The organism is Streptomyces sp. NBC_01428, from assembly GCF_036231965.1.
In the GTDB taxonomy this organism is placed as follows: domain Bacteria; phylum Actinomycetota; class Actinomycetes; order Streptomycetales; family Streptomycetaceae; genus Streptomyces.
The window spans coordinates 1-14,914 of the sequence record NZ_CP109499.1; the positions used below are offsets into that span (position 1 = coordinate 1).

14 protein-coding genes are annotated in these 14,914 nt (G+C 67.8%); 2 read left to right on the top strand and 12 right to left on the bottom strand.

Annotated elements, in window-relative coordinates; all coding sequences use genetic code 11:
- Window positions 1–675: 675 nt before the first annotated feature.
- Window positions 676–3,150, top strand: a complete 2,475-nt coding sequence (locus OG406_RS00005) for a DEAD/DEAH box helicase (protein WP_329182997.1) — start codon at window positions 676–678, stop codon at window positions 3,148–3,150.
- Between the two features lie 109 nt (window positions 3,151–3,259).
- Here the strand turns inward: OG406_RS00005 and OG406_RS00010 are convergent, their stop codons facing one another.
- From OG406_RS00010 to OG406_RS00050, 9 genes are all read right to left on the bottom strand, one after another.
- Window positions 3,260–3,523, bottom strand: coding sequence for a hypothetical protein (locus OG406_RS00010; RefSeq protein WP_329182999.1), 264 nt, complete (start codon window positions 3,521–3,523; stop codon window positions 3,260–3,262).
- A 1,132-nt stretch (window positions 3,524–4,655) separates the two neighbouring features.
- Entirely contained in the window at window positions 4,656–5,180 is a 525-nt protein-coding gene (locus tag OG406_RS00015) for a hypothetical protein (protein ID WP_329183001.1), read from the bottom strand.
- Window position 5,181: 1 nt separating this feature from the next.
- Window positions 5,182–5,790, bottom strand: a complete 609-nt coding sequence (locus OG406_RS00020) for a hypothetical protein (protein ID WP_327407447.1) — start codon at window positions 5,788–5,790, stop codon at window positions 5,182–5,184.
- A 378-nt stretch (window positions 5,791–6,168) separates the two neighbouring features.
- Window positions 6,169–6,585, bottom strand: coding sequence for an SgcJ/EcaC family oxidoreductase (locus OG406_RS00025; protein WP_329183005.1), 417 nt, complete (start codon window positions 6,583–6,585; stop codon window positions 6,169–6,171).
- A gap of 173 nt (window positions 6,586–6,758) precedes the next feature.
- Window positions 6,759–7,712: an RNA polymerase subunit sigma-70 gene (locus OG406_RS00030; RefSeq protein ID WP_329183006.1), complete on the bottom strand. Its 954-nt coding sequence runs from the start codon at window positions 7,710–7,712 to the stop codon at window positions 6,759–6,761.
- A 148-nt stretch (window positions 7,713–7,860) separates the two neighbouring features.
- Entirely contained in the window at window positions 7,861–8,421 is a 561-nt protein-coding gene (locus OG406_RS00035) for a GNAT family N-acetyltransferase (RefSeq protein ID WP_329183007.1), read from the bottom strand.
- 172 nt (window positions 8,422–8,593) lie between these two features.
- Window positions 8,594–9,073: a hypothetical protein gene (locus OG406_RS00040; RefSeq protein WP_329183010.1), complete on the bottom strand. Its 480-nt coding sequence runs from the start codon at window positions 9,071–9,073 to the stop codon at window positions 8,594–8,596.
- An 8-nt stretch (window positions 9,074–9,081) separates the two neighbouring features.
- Entirely contained in the window at window positions 9,082–9,654 is a 573-nt protein-coding gene (locus OG406_RS00045) for a transcriptional regulator (RefSeq protein WP_326840951.1), read from the bottom strand.
- 242 nt (window positions 9,655–9,896) lie between these two features.
- On the bottom strand, window positions 9,897–10,841 hold the full coding sequence (locus OG406_RS00050; RefSeq protein WP_329183013.1) for a LysR family transcriptional regulator: 945 nt from the start codon (window positions 10,839–10,841) through the stop codon (window positions 9,897–9,899).
- 172 nt (window positions 10,842–11,013) lie between these two features.
- On the opposite strand from OG406_RS00050, the gene OG406_RS00055 reads away from it, so the two are divergent.
- On the top strand, window positions 11,014–12,000 hold the full coding sequence (locus OG406_RS00055; protein ID WP_329183015.1) for an ArsR/SmtB family transcription factor: 987 nt from the start codon (window positions 11,014–11,016) through the stop codon (window positions 11,998–12,000).
- 799 nt (window positions 12,001–12,799) lie between these two features.
- On the opposite strand, the gene OG406_RS00060 is transcribed toward OG406_RS00055, so the two are convergent.
- The 3 genes from OG406_RS00060 to OG406_RS00070 all read right to left on the bottom strand — a co-directional run bounded on the left by OG406_RS00060 (window position 12,800) and on the right by OG406_RS00070 (window position 14,583).
- Window positions 12,800–13,105, bottom strand: coding sequence for a hypothetical protein (locus tag OG406_RS00060; protein WP_329183017.1), 306 nt, complete (start codon window positions 13,103–13,105; stop codon window positions 12,800–12,802).
- Window positions 13,106–13,152: 47 nt separating this feature from the next.
- On the bottom strand, window positions 13,153–13,725 hold the full coding sequence (locus tag OG406_RS00065; protein ID WP_329183019.1) for a hypothetical protein: 573 nt from the start codon (window positions 13,723–13,725) through the stop codon (window positions 13,153–13,155).
- 324 nt (window positions 13,726–14,049) lie between these two features.
- Window positions 14,050–14,583 carry a hypothetical protein gene (locus OG406_RS00070; protein WP_329183021.1) on the bottom strand — a complete coding sequence of 178 codons (534 nt, stop codon included), beginning with the start codon at window positions 14,581–14,583 and terminating at the stop codon, window positions 14,050–14,052.
- Window positions 14,584–14,914: the final 331 nt, after the last annotated feature.

The window sequence follows — 14,914 nt, forward strand, 5'->3', positions numbered from 1 at the left end:
ACGACGCGGCGTCGCTACGCGACGCTTCCCGCGCTACGCGCGGCAATCCGGCTCTGCCGGAATGAGGCAGGGCTCCGCCCTGCCTGCCGGAATCGCTCCGCGATCCGGCGATCCGGCTAACGCCGGATCAGTCGCTGTGCCGGCCTGCTCCGCAGTCCCGCACAGCGACTTGACGTCCACTCCGTGGCCGCCAAAAAGGCGGCTGGCTAGCGGGGAGCTACTCCCAGGAACCTGCTGAATCTCCATGGCTACTCTCCGGGCAAAAGACTTGTCGAGTTGTACGGCCCAACGGTCGGCTGCGGAGGTGAGCGCTTCCAGTACCTCATCGAAACGTCGCCCCCAGCGAGTTGAGCAGACTTCCTCCCATACTGCCCGGAATCGCATTGCCTGCTCCACCACGTTCAGTAGTTCCGCATCGGGTGCGGTCCTGGCCAGCTCGTCCTTCATATCTCTCCCCCTCATGCCGACTGGGTCCATCTTTCACTGCTCCTGTGCGTCACTTTCAAAGCCAGCTTGCTTCTGGGATGATGACTGAGTACCAGCCTTTTCCTTCGAGAGGTATAAAACGTCATCATGAGAGATTCGGGAAGTTCGTCATTTCGTTTCCCTGGATGAAATCTGGGCTAATCCCAGACCGTACCTTTTATTCCGAGAATGTGAGGGGTCGTGTCTCAGATGGAATTGCGTCCCCATCAGGCTGAGGCTGTCGATAACGTCGCTCGTATTCTCGGTGTTCCTCCCGGAGGGCGCATTCCTCCTGACGGTCTGCGTACCCAGGTAATCGCTGCGACCGGATCTGGTAAGACTCTGATCGGTGCGGAGTCCGCGCACCGGCTTTCCGCCCGCCGTGTGTTGGTGTTGGTGCCGACCCTGGACCTGCTGACGCAGATGGCCGGCGCCTGGCGTCGTGCGGGTCGGTGGGGCGCCATGATCGGTGTCTGCTCGCTGCGGGCCGAAGAGAGCCAGGGTCTGCCGTGCACGACGGACCCTGATGAGCTCGTCTCGTGGGTGGCCGGGTTGGAGACAGTCACCGTGTTCGCGACGTATGCCTCGGTCGGTAGGGGCATTCTTCAGCGGGCGCATACGGCTGGTCTGCCGGTGTGGAGTCTGATGGTGGTGGATGAGGCCCATCGCACGAGCGGGGACGGCTTGAAGCCGTGGGCTGCCGTGCACGACCAGGCGCAGCTGCCGGCGGAGCGTCGGCTCTACATGACGGCGACGGCGCGGGTGTGGGAGGCGGAGGGTGAGCGGCCGCGGTTGGTGGCGTCGATGGAGGACGGCTCGCCGGTGTTCGGGCCGGTCGCCTACAAGCTCACCTTGTCGGAGGCGATCAGTCGCGGGATCGTCGCGCCGTACCAGGTGCTGTGCCTAGACATCCGCGATCCTGATCTGTACGCGGCGCTGACCAGTGAGGACACGGGTTCGGATGCGGTGCGTGGCGCTCGCCTAGCGGCAGTGCAGACGGGGTTGATGCACGCGGCAGTGGAGGAACACTTCCGTCGGGTGCTGAGCTTTCACAGTCGGGTGGGTGAGGCGGAGGCGATGGCGGCGTCGGTGCCGGCCACTGCGGCCCGGCTCGCCGAGGAGCAGCCGGATGTCTACCCGCCCGCGGAGCAGGTGTGGGCGGACTGGCTGTACGGCGAGCACGCCCCCGGGCATCGTCAGACGGTGCTGGCCGAATTCGCCTCCGATTATCTTGGTCGTCCTGAATTTGAGGGCCTTGATATGCGGGCCGAGTTTCGCGTTCTATCGTCTGTTCGTGTTCTCGGTGAGGGGGTCGATACGGCCGAGTGTGACGCGGTTCTCTTTTCGGACGCGCGCGGCTCGATGGTCGATATCGTGCAGATGGTGGGGCGTGCCTTGCGGCTGCACCCGGGACGGGGAAAACTGGCTTCTCTGGTGGTTCCGGTGTTCCTCGGGCCGGATGAAGATCCGAATGAATTGCTCACTTCGGATGCCTACTGCACCCTCAGCAAAGTCCTCGGAGCCCTGCGGGCGCACGACGCGGACACGATCGAGGCGCTAGCGGACCCTCGCCTGCGCAACAGCCGTCGGGCGGTCGAACAGGGCGAGGACGGAGGCGAGTTGGGCGAGGACGACGTCGAGGTGGAGGCGGAGCGGGTGTCGTCCCGGGCTGCGGGAGTGCTGCGGTTCACCGAGGAACGTGACCCGGCAGCGCTGACCCAGTTCGTGCAGTTGCGGGTCATCGATCCGGAGGGTGCGTACTGGCGGCGTGGCATCGAGGCCGCAACCCGGTGGCTGCGCGAGACGGAGAGCAGGGAGCTGCGGGTGCCGTTCACGTACGTCACGCCGGAGGACTGGTCCTCGGTCGGTTCGCATCCGCTGGGGGCGTGGATCGCGGATCAGCGGCGCTACTACGCGGCGGGGACGCTGGAGGCTTCGCGGGTCGCGGAGTTGGAGCGGCTGGGCATGGTGTGGTCGGTGCACGCCTCTGCGTGGGATGCCGGCTTGGACGTCGCCCGCTCGTACGCGGCCGTGCACGGGCACTTTCTGCCCGCCGTATCGGTGGTCTGGGACGCGTTCCCGCTCGGGGTGTGGGCCAAGAATCAGCGCGCAGCGGCCCGGAAGGCAGCCGAGAACGCCGAACGCCGTGCCGCTGGGGAAACGGGCCTCTCCTACGCCGGGGAACTCTCTGAGAGCCGTGGGGAGGCTCTGGCGGAGGTCGATCCTGGGTGGTGTCCGGCGTGGGAGATCGGTTGGCAGCGCAGCTACCGGCTCGCTCTCGCCCATGTACGCGCCGGCGGTGAGCTCCCGGGCTTGGGCGGGGAGCTGGTCGTGCAGGGGGAGGATCTGGGGGCGTGGGTCGTCGCGCAGCGGGCCGGCTGGGAGCAACTGATGCCGGCGCAGCGGTTCTTGCTGGAGTCGATCGGGGTGGAGGGGTCGGCTGACGGTGAGGTGGTGGAGTCAGTGCGGCGGACGCAGGACGAGAGGTGGGTGGCCAACCTCGCCGCGGCCCGGCAGTTCCGTGCTCGTGAGGGGCACCTGCGGGTGCCGAGGAAGGTGGTGGAGGTCGTCGACGGCGAACAGATCAAGCTCGGGGCATTCCTCGACAACACCCGTCGTAGGGCGGGCAGGCTCAGCGAACAACGGCGCGCGGCACTCGATGGGCTGGGGATGCGGTGGGCGTGACTGGGTCTCCGTGATCGGCATGTGCGTGGGGGCCCGGCGTGTGGATCGCCGGTCCACACGGCTGCGGTTCCGGATTGCTGATCCGGGATCGGATTTTGGCCGTGGATCGTCAGTGGTGCATCCAGATCTTGCCGCTGGTGTCCTCGTCGTAGCCTTCGCAGCAGGTGCCCACGGCGACGACTTGGGACGTGCCGGGGATGACAGCGAGCCCGGTGATCGAGTGGTCGGAGGCGATGTGTTCGCTCGACCACTTCCGGCCGTCGTAGTGGAAGACCTGGTCGTCTCCGCTCGCGGAGAATGCGGAGACGAAGAGCCCGCCGTGCCCGTCGGCGGCGGCATTGGCGAACTTTCCGGCGATGCCGGAGTCGACCACGCTCACCCACCTGTGCCCGTCCCAGCGCACTGCGATGGGCCCGACGACGCTCCCCGTTCGGCCCGTGCGGCCGACGGCCCAGAGCTGTGTCGGCGACTGTGCGGCGAGACCGCGCAGCTCTCCGGTTGGCCTCGCGACCGCGGGCGGCAACGGCACCGTGCGCCACCTGTGCCCGTCCCAGTGCAGAGTCGCCGGTCGGCCCCGGCTCTCGCCCACGGCCCAGACATCTCCAGGCGACAGGGCATGTATGGCATGCACGCACACCACCGACGGCAGGTCGACGGCCGACCACCCCGCGGCCGTACGGTGCCGGAGGAACGAACGACAGGTGCCGTCACCGCCCGGCCGTCGCGCCGCCACCCACACGTCGCCGGGCCCCGCGATGGTTGCCGCATCGACCAAGGAGTTGGGCTCGCGCCAGGCGAGTGTCCACTGGCGGCCGTTCCACCGTGCCGCCCGGGATTCGGTGCCGGCCGCCACCCCCGCGGCGCCGAAGACCCACACGTCACCGGGCCCCGAGGCTGCGACGACGCGCAGGCTGTTCAGGCCAAGGCGTCCGGGTATCTCGACTCTCGTCCACGTCCCGCCGCGCCATCGCATGACGGCCGGCTCGTCGCTCTCGTCTCCCACGGCCCATGCGTCGTGTGCGCCGGTAGCCGTCACGCCGTACAGGTTCCCGGGGATGTCGGTGTGGCCCACCGGCTGCCACGCCCCGGAGCCGGCCGTCTCGCTCTGATGTGCCGGCGGATGTGTGTCCTTGTCTGTCGAACAACTAGCGACCGTCATCGCCAGGACTGCGCTGATCCCGGCAATCACAAAGCGGCGCACTGGCCGCACCCCCCTCGTCGCCCGACCCTGAAGCGGGATCGTACGAGAGCTGGCAGGTTTCGTCAGTCAGAGCGTCCCAGGTTTTGCGCACGGTCTTTGGCGTCTTCGGGTGGTGGCTTCGTCGATCCTTGCAACCCGTGAACTAAGCCACTGGTAGGGACACTCGTCAAGATCGGGTTCGTCGCTCCAGACCTCTAGCTTGGGTCGGCGACGCCTGGTTGTCGGCTCTCGCGGCAAAAACGACACTGGGCGTCCGCGGGGGGCGTGCGGTGGTGCCGCGGATGCACCACCGCGCGCAAGCCGTCTAGAGAGATTCGGCGGTCGAGGTGGGCGATTCCTCTTCGGCTGGGGTGCCGCGGCCGATCGTCATGGACCAGTGCACGGCAGAAGATGCCTCGACGGACACGACGCCGTTGCGTTCCACGCCTTTGACCGCGACCTGGTTGTAGGTGGTGCTGACTTCGCCGGCCTGGCACTCCAGCGGGAAGGAGATGTGCACGGACTGGACAGCGACCTTGATCTTCCCGGCGCCCTGGCAGCGCACCGCGACGATCAGTGCGTCTCCCTTCTTGCCCTTGGTGAAGGAAAGGGTTGCGTTCCCGGTGGTCGCCTTCTGACGGCCGGCGAGCCTCTCGCCGGCGTCCAGCTCGGGAGGCTGCTGGACCGCGGGCTGTGTGGCACTCGGGGTGGGAGTGGCTTTCGCGGACGGCTCGGACGAACGTGTGGCCGGGGACGCCTTGTTGTCGTCATGCCCGGACGAGCAGCCGGTCAGGGGGACGAGCAGCGTGGCGCACACGAGGATCAGGGCTGCGCGGGTTCGACGTGACACGTCAGTCCTCCCAGATGGCCCAGCCGACGCGGTGGGGCGTGTAGATGGTGACGTTGTGCTTGGCGCCCTTCCCGCAGTTGACATAGGTGTATTGGCTGTAGCCGTAGCTCTTCAAACGGTAGACGCCGTACCGGCCGTACGTTGTCTTGCGGGCGGGGGTGTCCACCGTGATCGCATTGCCGAGCTTCGCGGTGAGGGAGGCGGAGACGGTCACCCCGAACTTCCCGGAGATCTCGATGACCGCCGCGCTGCCCTTGACGTTGAGTTCGCCGGTGTAGGCGATGCCTACCGTGCCGGTCACGTCCGAGGTGAACGTGGACTTGGCGGTGCGTGACGTGCCGTTGTGGTTGGCCTGCTCGGCGCCAACCCCCTTGTGGTAGTCCTTCGACTTGCTGCTGGCCTTGTAGTACCAGCCCTGCTCGCAACCGCGGCTGGAGGGCACCTGGTCGGCGGCGTCGGAGGGAGCTGCGGCGGGAACGTCAGGAGCTCCCTCGGTGAGGTCCGTCTCCTCCGGCTGGGCGGGCGGCGCCGTCGCGACGGTGTCGGCCGGGTCTGTTGTCGGGTCGTCCGCGAACACCGGCCCCGCTCCGGCGAGAACGACAGCAGTCACAGCAGGTACCAGCAAAGCCCTTCGGGGCATGCGCATGACATCTCCTTGGTCAGGGGAAGATTACTGCCCGCGATGATCTCGGCACCGGCAGCTGTCGAGATCTTGGCAGTGCTCTTCGGCGGATGACCAGCTTCCGCCCCATCCCTGAGCAAGACATGAGCTTCGCGAGCACCCTCAGCTGACGCGAGTACCGGGGCTTGGTCCACCTGGCCGGCGGCGATCGTTGAACCCAGGCGACCCGCGCCTTGGACGGCACGGGGATCGTCGGTTGAGGCCGGCGACACGGTGGGGTGGCCCGTCCCGGGTTCCGGGACGGGACGGGCCGGTGCTCGCCCAGGCCCTCAACTCCAGGACCGTGGGCGGGCGACCCCGGCGGTGTCAGCTCGTGGCCGCCGCCTTCGGCGAGTTCTGGTAGGCAGCCACCTGCCATTCCGTTTCCTGGCGGGTCAGGATCCACATGGCGATCGCGCTGCGGTCGGCCGGCACGTGTGTCTCGCCGGAGAAGAGGATGCTCGTCTCGCTGATGACGGCGGCGGCATCCTTGTTGAGGAAGCGGATGTCGAGCACCTTGTTGTTCGTGGTGGAGTCCTTGAGGTAGCTGGTGAAGCCGGCCTGCATGCTCTGCCGGATCTCCTCGCGGGAGGAGCGGTAGGACCCCGGCAGGATCACGCTCGCGTCCTCGGTGTAGTCGGCGACGAACGCGTCCGCGTCATAGGTGTCCCACGCGGCGTAGACGTTCTCGAGGACCTTGAGGATGGCGGTCTCGTCCGCGGTGTGCGTCCGGTTCGTGGTCATGGTTGCTCCTTGCTCGGTCGTACGCGTGCGGGTTGCCGCGGGCTGCGGCGCACCGGGAGCCGGTGCGGCTCCGCAGGTACATACCGGCGCCGGAGTCCCGGCTCATCGCGTACTCCGAACATTTTTTGAGGAGCGCGGGGTGCGCCCTCGCAGAAGCAGTCGGTTTGGTGTGGTCAGGCTTCGATGCGGGGGGCCAGACGGAAGGCTGCGAAGATCTCGGTGTCCTGGAAGACGGTGTTTCTGCTGATCCCGGAAGCGGTGACGGTGAACACCTGGAGTGTGTGGAGTTCGAAGGCGCCGCTGTCGCCGAGGCGGTAGGCGGCCATGCCGGGCTGGCCGTTCGCCGCGACATGGGTCAGGTGCCAGTTGGCGCCTGCCTCGGCGAAGACCCAGTCCATGAACTGCCCGTACTTCTCGGGTCCGGTGAACCAGTTGAGCATCGGCGGCATCTCCATGATGACGTCGTCGCTCAGCAGTTTCTTGAGCCCTTCGACGTCGGCGTCCTGGAACGCTTTCATGTAGCGGTCGACGAGGGCTCGTTGCTCTGCCTGGGAGGGTTCTGCAATCTGCTCCTCGAGGACGCCCGCCTCGTTCAGGCGAGCGCGTGCGCGTTGCAGGGCGCTGTTGACCGAGGCGACCGACGCGTCGAGGACGTCCGCTGCTTCGACGGCGGAGAAGGCGAGGACGTCGCGCAGGATCAGCGCGGCCCGTTGGCGTGCTGAGAGGTGTTGCAGGGCGGCGACGAAGGCGAGCCGTACGCTGCTGGGGTCGATGGCCGTGCCGGTGGGGCTTCCCAGGTGCAGCAGTGAGTCGGGGATCGGCTGGAGCCAGGTGGCTTCGCCTCCGTGGACCAGCGGGTCCGTGGGCAGGCGTTCGGTCACTGTTCCGGCGGGCAGCGGGCGGCGGCGCCGGGTTTCCAGGGCTGTCAGGCATGCGTTGGTGGCGATCCGGTGGAGCCAGGTCCGCAATGCGGCGCGGGACGGGTCGTAGGCGTCCCGGGCCCGCCAGGCTCGCAGATAGGTCTCCTGCACCAGGTCCTCGGCGTCGTGGACCGAGCCGAGGATGCGGTAGCAGTGAGCGAGCAGCTCCTGTCGGAATGGTTCGATCTGACGGTCGAAATCCACCACTGTGGCGCTCCCCCGCGGCCAGTCCCTCGTCCGTGTGCCGGGGACCCTACCGCAGGGGTCTTCGCGGGGGTTTTGGTGGCGTTGCCGGCGGGGTCGAGGGCGGGGCGTCCTCGTGTGTCGGGGGCGAGTGTCGGCCCGGTTTCGGGTTCTAGTGGACGGCTGTCGGGTGCCATTCGCGGTGGAGGAGGCCGAAGATCCAGGAGTCGGAGACGTCGCCGTTGACGACGCAGTCCTCGCGGAGGGTGCCTTCGCGGACGAAGCCGAGCTTGTCCAGGACCCGGGCGGAGGCCAGGTTGCGGGTGTCGGTCTCGGCCTGGACGCGGTTCAGGTCCAGGGCGTCGAACGCCCACCGCAGGACGGCGTGTGCGGTCTCGGTGGCGTAGCCGTGGCCCCATGCGGCGGTGTCGAAGACGTAGCCGAGGGATGCGCTGCGGAAGTCCGGGTTCCAGTTGGTCAGGCCGCACCAGCCGATGAACGCGCCGTCGGAGAGGCGGTCGACGGCCACCCGTGCTCCCGTGCCTTCCTCCTCGATCGTCCGGCATGTTGCGATGAAGCGCTGGGCGCGGGCCGGTTCGGTCCATGGCGGGGAGTCCCAGTAGCGCAGCACGTGGGCGTTGCTGTGGAGCGTGTAGAGCGGTGCCGTGTCGGCGTCGGTGAACGGCCGCAGTCGTAGGCGGGTGGTGTGCAGTTCGGGGGTGGGCAGTGTCATGCGGGGCATCCTGTCGCGTCGTGCTCGCCTCCGGCCATCGGTTTGTCCGGGCGGCCGGGGCGTGTACGTCTCCGGTGGCGCCGGGCGCGTCGTATGGGTGGGGAGTCCGCAGAGCCAGAGTCACGGTCTCCGTGACGGTTGCCTCCGGGGAGGGGACCGTGGCTTGGGTCGGTCAGTCCCTGTGGGGCATGGGGAAATCGCGTTCCAGGACAGAGCGCACTTCGGCGATCTCACGCTTCCATCGGTCACTCTTCAAGGTCTCGTCGTCCCAGATGGCTGCGGGAGCGCCGTCGGGGATGCAGTAGCCGTAGATCTTGTCTGCGACCTCGTCGGTGAAGAGGTTGTCGTAGTGGAATGAGCCTTCGAAGCCGAGCCACGCGATGCCTTCGGCTTTCGTTGAGGCTTTTTGCAGGCACTCTCGCAAGTAGGGGACGACGTCGCGGTCGATGTTGTCGAACGTGAGGTCGTACGACTGAACAATTCCTCGTTGTCCTTCGGGGTCCGGACCGAGCGGATACCGTTTCACGCGGTCCGGCCTCATTGCCGCAACCGTGAAATCGTCTTCTTGGAGCCAGGATTCAGATACCCCGAGTGTGAACAAAATGATGACGGCCGGGCCGCTCCAACTGACGGCTTCTTCGATTTCGTTCACAAGAGTTCTCAGGCCGCGAAGCCGACGTTGGTCACGTACTCGTACTGTCCCCATTGGGAGCCGAGGTCCACGATCTGGTCGATCCAGGCTTCGTCCAGGGCCTGGTCGTCGCCGTCGGCCCAGGCTCGGACGACGGCGTCCCAGTGACGGATGTTCAGGCTGCGGTATTCCACGATCCGTTGGCGCGGGCGGTCGACCTGGGACTGGTTCAGCGGGTGCAGTTCGACTCGGGTGCCGCGGCCTTCGCGGTTGAGGCGGCCTAGGAGATAGCGGGCGACGTTCTGCCGGCGCACCGTCCGGTAGGCGGTCTCGATGCGTTCCAGATTCTTCCTGGAGGGGAGGCGCTTCCCGTCGAGCCAGGCTTTGAGGGTGCGGTCGGTGACCGTGAGGCCTGCTGCGCGGGCGGCCGCGCGGGCGTGGTCGGTGCGGGTCAGGTAGTGCAGGCGGGCCAGCAGGCCCCGCTGTGCCGTGATCGGGGTGGCGATGTAGCCGGCGAGCTTGTCGAGTTGCCGGGCGACGGCTTCGAAGCCCTTGATGCCACGAGCACCGAATTGACCGAAATCGATGTTCCTTTCCGGCACCCTGCTCACTCCTGACTGATCGACGAACCTCCCCTATTCTAGCGGAGTTTGCTTGGAGATAAAGCCATTCCGGGCTGAATACCTGAATGGTTTTATGGGGTCATGTCTCGCGAGAGTTTATGGCCGGCGGGTGAAGGACGAATGGGCGGTGCCGCGTGGGCACCGTCGACGACAGCCTTCGCGATGGCCCGGAGTGTGTGGTGGTCCGCCGAGTTGTGGGCGGGGGCGGTCTCCGCGGCCGGCTAGGCGTGCCGCTCCCCCGTTCCGGCGGCGTCGGGGTGGGCCGCGGTGCGCAGGGCGTGTACGGCGGGTGCGTCGCGGTTGGCCGGAAGCCATGCCAGGCAGGAGACGGAGTTGCCGAGCTCGGGGGAATCCACGTAGGTGAGTCCGGGGCGCGGGTAGAGGCGGCGGGCGGCCGCCGGTAAGAACGTGATGGCTCGTTTCTGCAGGACCGCGAGCACCATGGCTTCGGTGTCGCGGACCACGGGGCCGTAGCGCACGCTGGTTCCGTCCGGGCGTGGGTTGATGGTGAGGTGGTCCCACCACTGGCGGGGCACTTCGGGGGGCATGTTCACCACGGCGCGGTCCGCGATCTGGGCGAGGGTGAGTTCGCTCTCGTGGGCCAGCGGGTCGTCCGCCGGGAGGCAGATCACGCGTGATTCCGTGGCGAGTTCGATGCTCTGGAAGCTGGCGGGCAGGGGGGCGCGCAGGAAGGCGGCGTCGACGGTGCCGTCGGCGAGGGCGTCGAACTGCTCGACGAAGTTCAGGTTGAGGACTTCGACCTCGAGGTGGGGGTGGCGGTTGCGCAGGCGGTCGAGGACGGTTCTCGCGTGGGGCATGGCCGCTTCCGCGCCGAGGGATCCGATGCGCAGTCTGCCGCGGACGGTGCCGGCGTGTGCGTCGCAGACCTGGAGCAGTTTCGCCATCGCGGCGAGTACTTCTGCGGCCTGTTCGGCCAGTGCGTGTCCTGCCGGGGTGAGGGTCAGGGTGCCGGTGCGGCGTTCCAGCAGGGAGAGGTCGAGGCGCTGTTCCAGGGCGCGCATCTGCTGGCTGAGGGCGGGCTGGGAGATGAACATGCGGGCGGCCGCCCGTCCGAAGTGGAGTTCTTCCGCCAGCACGAGGAACAGCCGTAACTGGTGCAGGCTCGGTTCTCGGGCGTCTCGGCGACGCGTGCCCCCGGCGACCATAGAGGGCAGGTTATCGAATCGCTGAGTGTTCCCTTCGGTTCTCGGCCGCTCCGATGTCCGGTGCTCGACCAGAATGGATCAAGGGGTCTGTTGTGCCGTGTGGTTGAGCGCGGTGGCCTCTGTCGTACGGCGAGCACCTCCCCTGCCGGTTGGGACGATATGGGGAGGCGTCATGCTCCGTCTGCATTTCACCGACGACGACTTGAGGAACGTGCGGGTGTCACGGGGGCCGGATCCCCTGTGGGAGATCGTGTGCAGCATCTGCCGATTACAGACGGGTGACGGGCGCGCGGAGTTCGGTGGGTGGCGGGAGGGGGCGCGGGAGAGGATTCGCCGCGACGAGAGGCTGCGGGTGGCGTTGTCGCCGTTGCGTGGTCTGGTGCCCAGCCGCGGTTATATTCCCGACCTTCTCACCCCCGACGCCTCCGGGGATCTGGGGGCGGGGTTGGATGCGGTCGGGGCGACGCCGGCGCGGGTGGTGGCGGAGCAGGTGGGGCGGCTGAACACGGCGCAGGCCGGGCTGCGGGGGCCGGGCGGGGGTCCGCGGGCGGACTCCGTCGATCTGAAGAGAGTCGTGCGGGCGCTTCGTACGTACTTCGATGTTGTGCTGAGGCCTCATCTGCCGCGTATGCGGGGGCAGGTGGGGGTCGATGTCGATCTGCGCTCGGGGGCGCTGCTCGCGGGTGGTGTGCAGGGGCTTCTGGAGAGTCTGGCGCCGTATGCGCGGTGGCGGGATCCGGTTCTCGAGGTGGACTATCCGGTGAGCCGTGACGTGTTGCTGGGGGGCCGGGGGCTGCTTCTCGTTCCCTCGTTCTTCTGCTGGCGGCGTCCGACCGCGCTGGCGGATCCGGATCTGACGCCCACTCTGGTGTATCCGGTGGCCAAGCCGGCCTGGCATCTGGCTCGGGACGGCGGGAGGGGTGCCTCGCGGCTGCTCGGCCGGACGCGTGCCGCGATCCTCCAGGTTCTTGCCGGCCGTGACAGTCGTGGGGGATGTACGTCGACGGACATTGCCCGTGTCGTGGGGATCGCGCAGTCGAGTCTCACGTATCAGATGAGTGCGTTGCGTGACGGGGGTCTGGTCAGTAGCCGCCGGTGCGGGAAGTACGTGGTCCACGCCGTCACGCCGCTTGGGTTGAGGATCCTGGACGGGGCGTGAGGGGTCCGTTTGCGCCGGATCGGGTGTGGGCGCGGCGGCGGTGGCTGAGCTCGCCTGCCGCCGCGTGGGCACTCCTGTCTGATGGTGTTCCGTCCCGGGCCGTGCTGGCCCTGCCTCCCGCTCCAGAGTCCTCAAGCCTCAGCCTGGCCCTGACAACGCTCTGGCGGGGCCGGGCTGGATGTTGAGCGGCCCCGCGGCCGCTCCTCTGCCGCAGCCCTGCGGAACACGGGTCGTACCGGAAGCAGATCCCGCAGCGGGGATGGACAGGAACAGCTCCTGTCCAGGAAAAGTCCCGGACAGGAGCTGCGATGAAGAGCGTGGTAGTGAAGGGCGGTCGCCTACGCGGCGAAAGGCTCCATGAGGCTTCAGCCGAACGATCTTCCTCATGGGCTATAGGTGAGGCCCGGGGACACTGTTCCCTCCACAACCACGCTCTCCACAACACAGACCGGCCTGCAGTCATTCCCGCCGCCGACAGGACCACACGGAGTCCGTATCCGCCGCTGCCGCGGCGCCCGGCTGGGACGGTCAAGCGGCGCGGCAGAGCATCGCCCGGGCGGCTGGTGCCGTGGTCGCGATGTCTGATGGCCGTCCAGGTGCGGGCGAAGGCGGCGGCCGTGGAGTCGGAGGACTGGGTGTGCCGGCGCCAGCTCGCGTGTTTGCCTGCGCAAGAGGTCCATCTGGCTTTCGTTCCTGGAGAGGGCCCGAGACCTCGGCAGGGCCCCATGCCCATAACAGTAACCAGGGCATGGGGCAGTCACAGGAGCTGTCGGACAGCTGATGCAGAGTTCCGCGGTGCTTACACGAAGACGGCGCTGATGTCGCCGCCGAAGTATCCGCTGCCGGCCCATGCCCAAGAGGTGTTCGGGGCGTTGACGATGTTTCCGCCGATCGTGGTGCAGCCCCCCGCGCTGCAGGCTGTGCCGACGACGTAGTAGCGGCCGGTGTTGCAGCTGACTCCGACGGATTTGCCGTCGGAGCTGCGGTAGGTGCTGCAGGTCGTGTTGGCCTGATGCGTTTGAGCGACCGCCGGGGTGGCCAGACCGATCGTGGCCGCGGAAGCGGCGGCGCACAGGGTTGCGACGAGACGTGTCCGGGTTTTCATGGTGGCTGCTGCCTTTCGTGGAGGGATTGCGTTGCGTCTGGTTCCTGTCAGCAGTTCTTGACCCAGTGCACCCAGTACCAGGGAGCGTCCGGGTCCTGGTCGAAGGCGCCCTTGTCGTGCCATTTCGAGACGCCGTAGTCGTCGAGGAAGTTCGCGACCGTGCCGGTGGACTGGTTGTTGATCCAGGAACCGTTCTCCAGCCACGGAATGCGGAAGTTGTAGCAGGCCCACATGTTGATCCTGTCGCCCGTGTACCAGGTGCCCTTCCACGCGCACATGGTGTTGCCCGGGCAGAGCTCGGATGCGGGCTTGTTGGGCGCGTTCACTGTCCGGGCGGTCTCCTGGCCCGGCAGGCTCAGCAGGATCTCCCCGCTGTCGCCGAGGCGGATCTTGTTCACGGCCACCTGGGTGCCGCCCGTCTGCGCGAGATAGACGTCCACGCGCTGCTGCAGTCCGTGTGCCTCAGCGGTGGTCAGACCCAGGCTCTTCGCCTGGCGGGTGAACTCGTCCGGGGCGGCTGTGCTTGCCGCGGTGGCCGCTCCTGTACCGGTCGCGAGCACACAGAGCCCCACAGCAAAGACCGCGATCGCAGCACGCTTCGCCCCGTTTCGCATGAACATGGTCCGCCACCTCCAGAGAACGTCGCAGCGGGTCGGTCGGTCCCGCCGCCCAGAACACTCTCCGCATGCGGGGCCGTCGGCCGCCATGCTTTCGAGGCTCGTCGAAGTGACGACGCCTCGTGACGCTGCTCGAGCAGAGCCGACCGCGCTACGCCCCTCCAGCTCGCGGACGGGGACCACTTGGGCCCGTGACACGATCCCCTCGCCCACCGGACAAGGCTCCAGCCGACACCGCGGCCAAAGCCGGCACCCGCCGCATACACGTTCCCCCGGGATCGCCGGAGTCCGGCCGGCGATCCGGATCCGCACCCGGGGCCCGTGAGGTCAGGCGGCCTGGCAGAGCCGGGCCGGGCCGGCCGGTACGGCCGTGAGGGTATCGGCCGGACCCGGACGGGTTCGATGGCCGCCGACGGGGCCGGGGGTCGCGGCCCGCGCGTGCCCGCGGGCGAAGACGACCAGGCGCAGGACCGTGAAGCGGGCGAGGCCGGCGAGTGCCGAGGCGGTGAGGTAGACGCTCTGCTCGAGCATCGCGCCGGGGGCGGCAACCAGTTGGTGCAGGACGAACGTGGCCGTGCAGGTGAGGGCGAAGGCGGCGGCCGCGGAGCCGGCGGACTGCAGGTGCTGGCGTCCTGTCGCGCGGGTGCCGGCTCCGAAGGAGAAGCGGGCGTGCAGGTCGGTGGCCAGGAGGGTGGACAGGGCGGTGACGAGGGCGTTGGCCAGGCCCCAGGGGATCTGGCTGGCGAGGGCGGCCACGGTGAGGCTGGAGGCGAGTCCTACGGTGCCGCCGAGGAGGGTGAAGCGGGCGAAGGCGGTGATGGCGCCGGGTGCGGCCTGCTGCCGGTTGTGCGTTGTCTTCATGGTCCGGCCCCCTTCGCCGTTGGTCTGCGGAGCGTGTGTTCGCCGGCCTGTGGGGCCCGACGGTTCATTGTTTCTGATGACACAAACGCTACGTTGCATTCATTGTTTTGGCAACGCATTTATTGCCCATGACCTGAGTCATAGCAGGTGGTTGCCGCATTTTCGTTGCAATGATTCCAGCCGTAACGCAACGTCGCTCTGCGGTGTCATTGCAATGGAGCGGCTGTGAATGCTACGCCGGGATCCGGATCGCCCTGCCGGGCCCGTGGCGGGCGGCCCTCGCATGGGCAGGGCGGCGCACTCCGACGGGTGTCGGGGTGCGCCGCCCTGG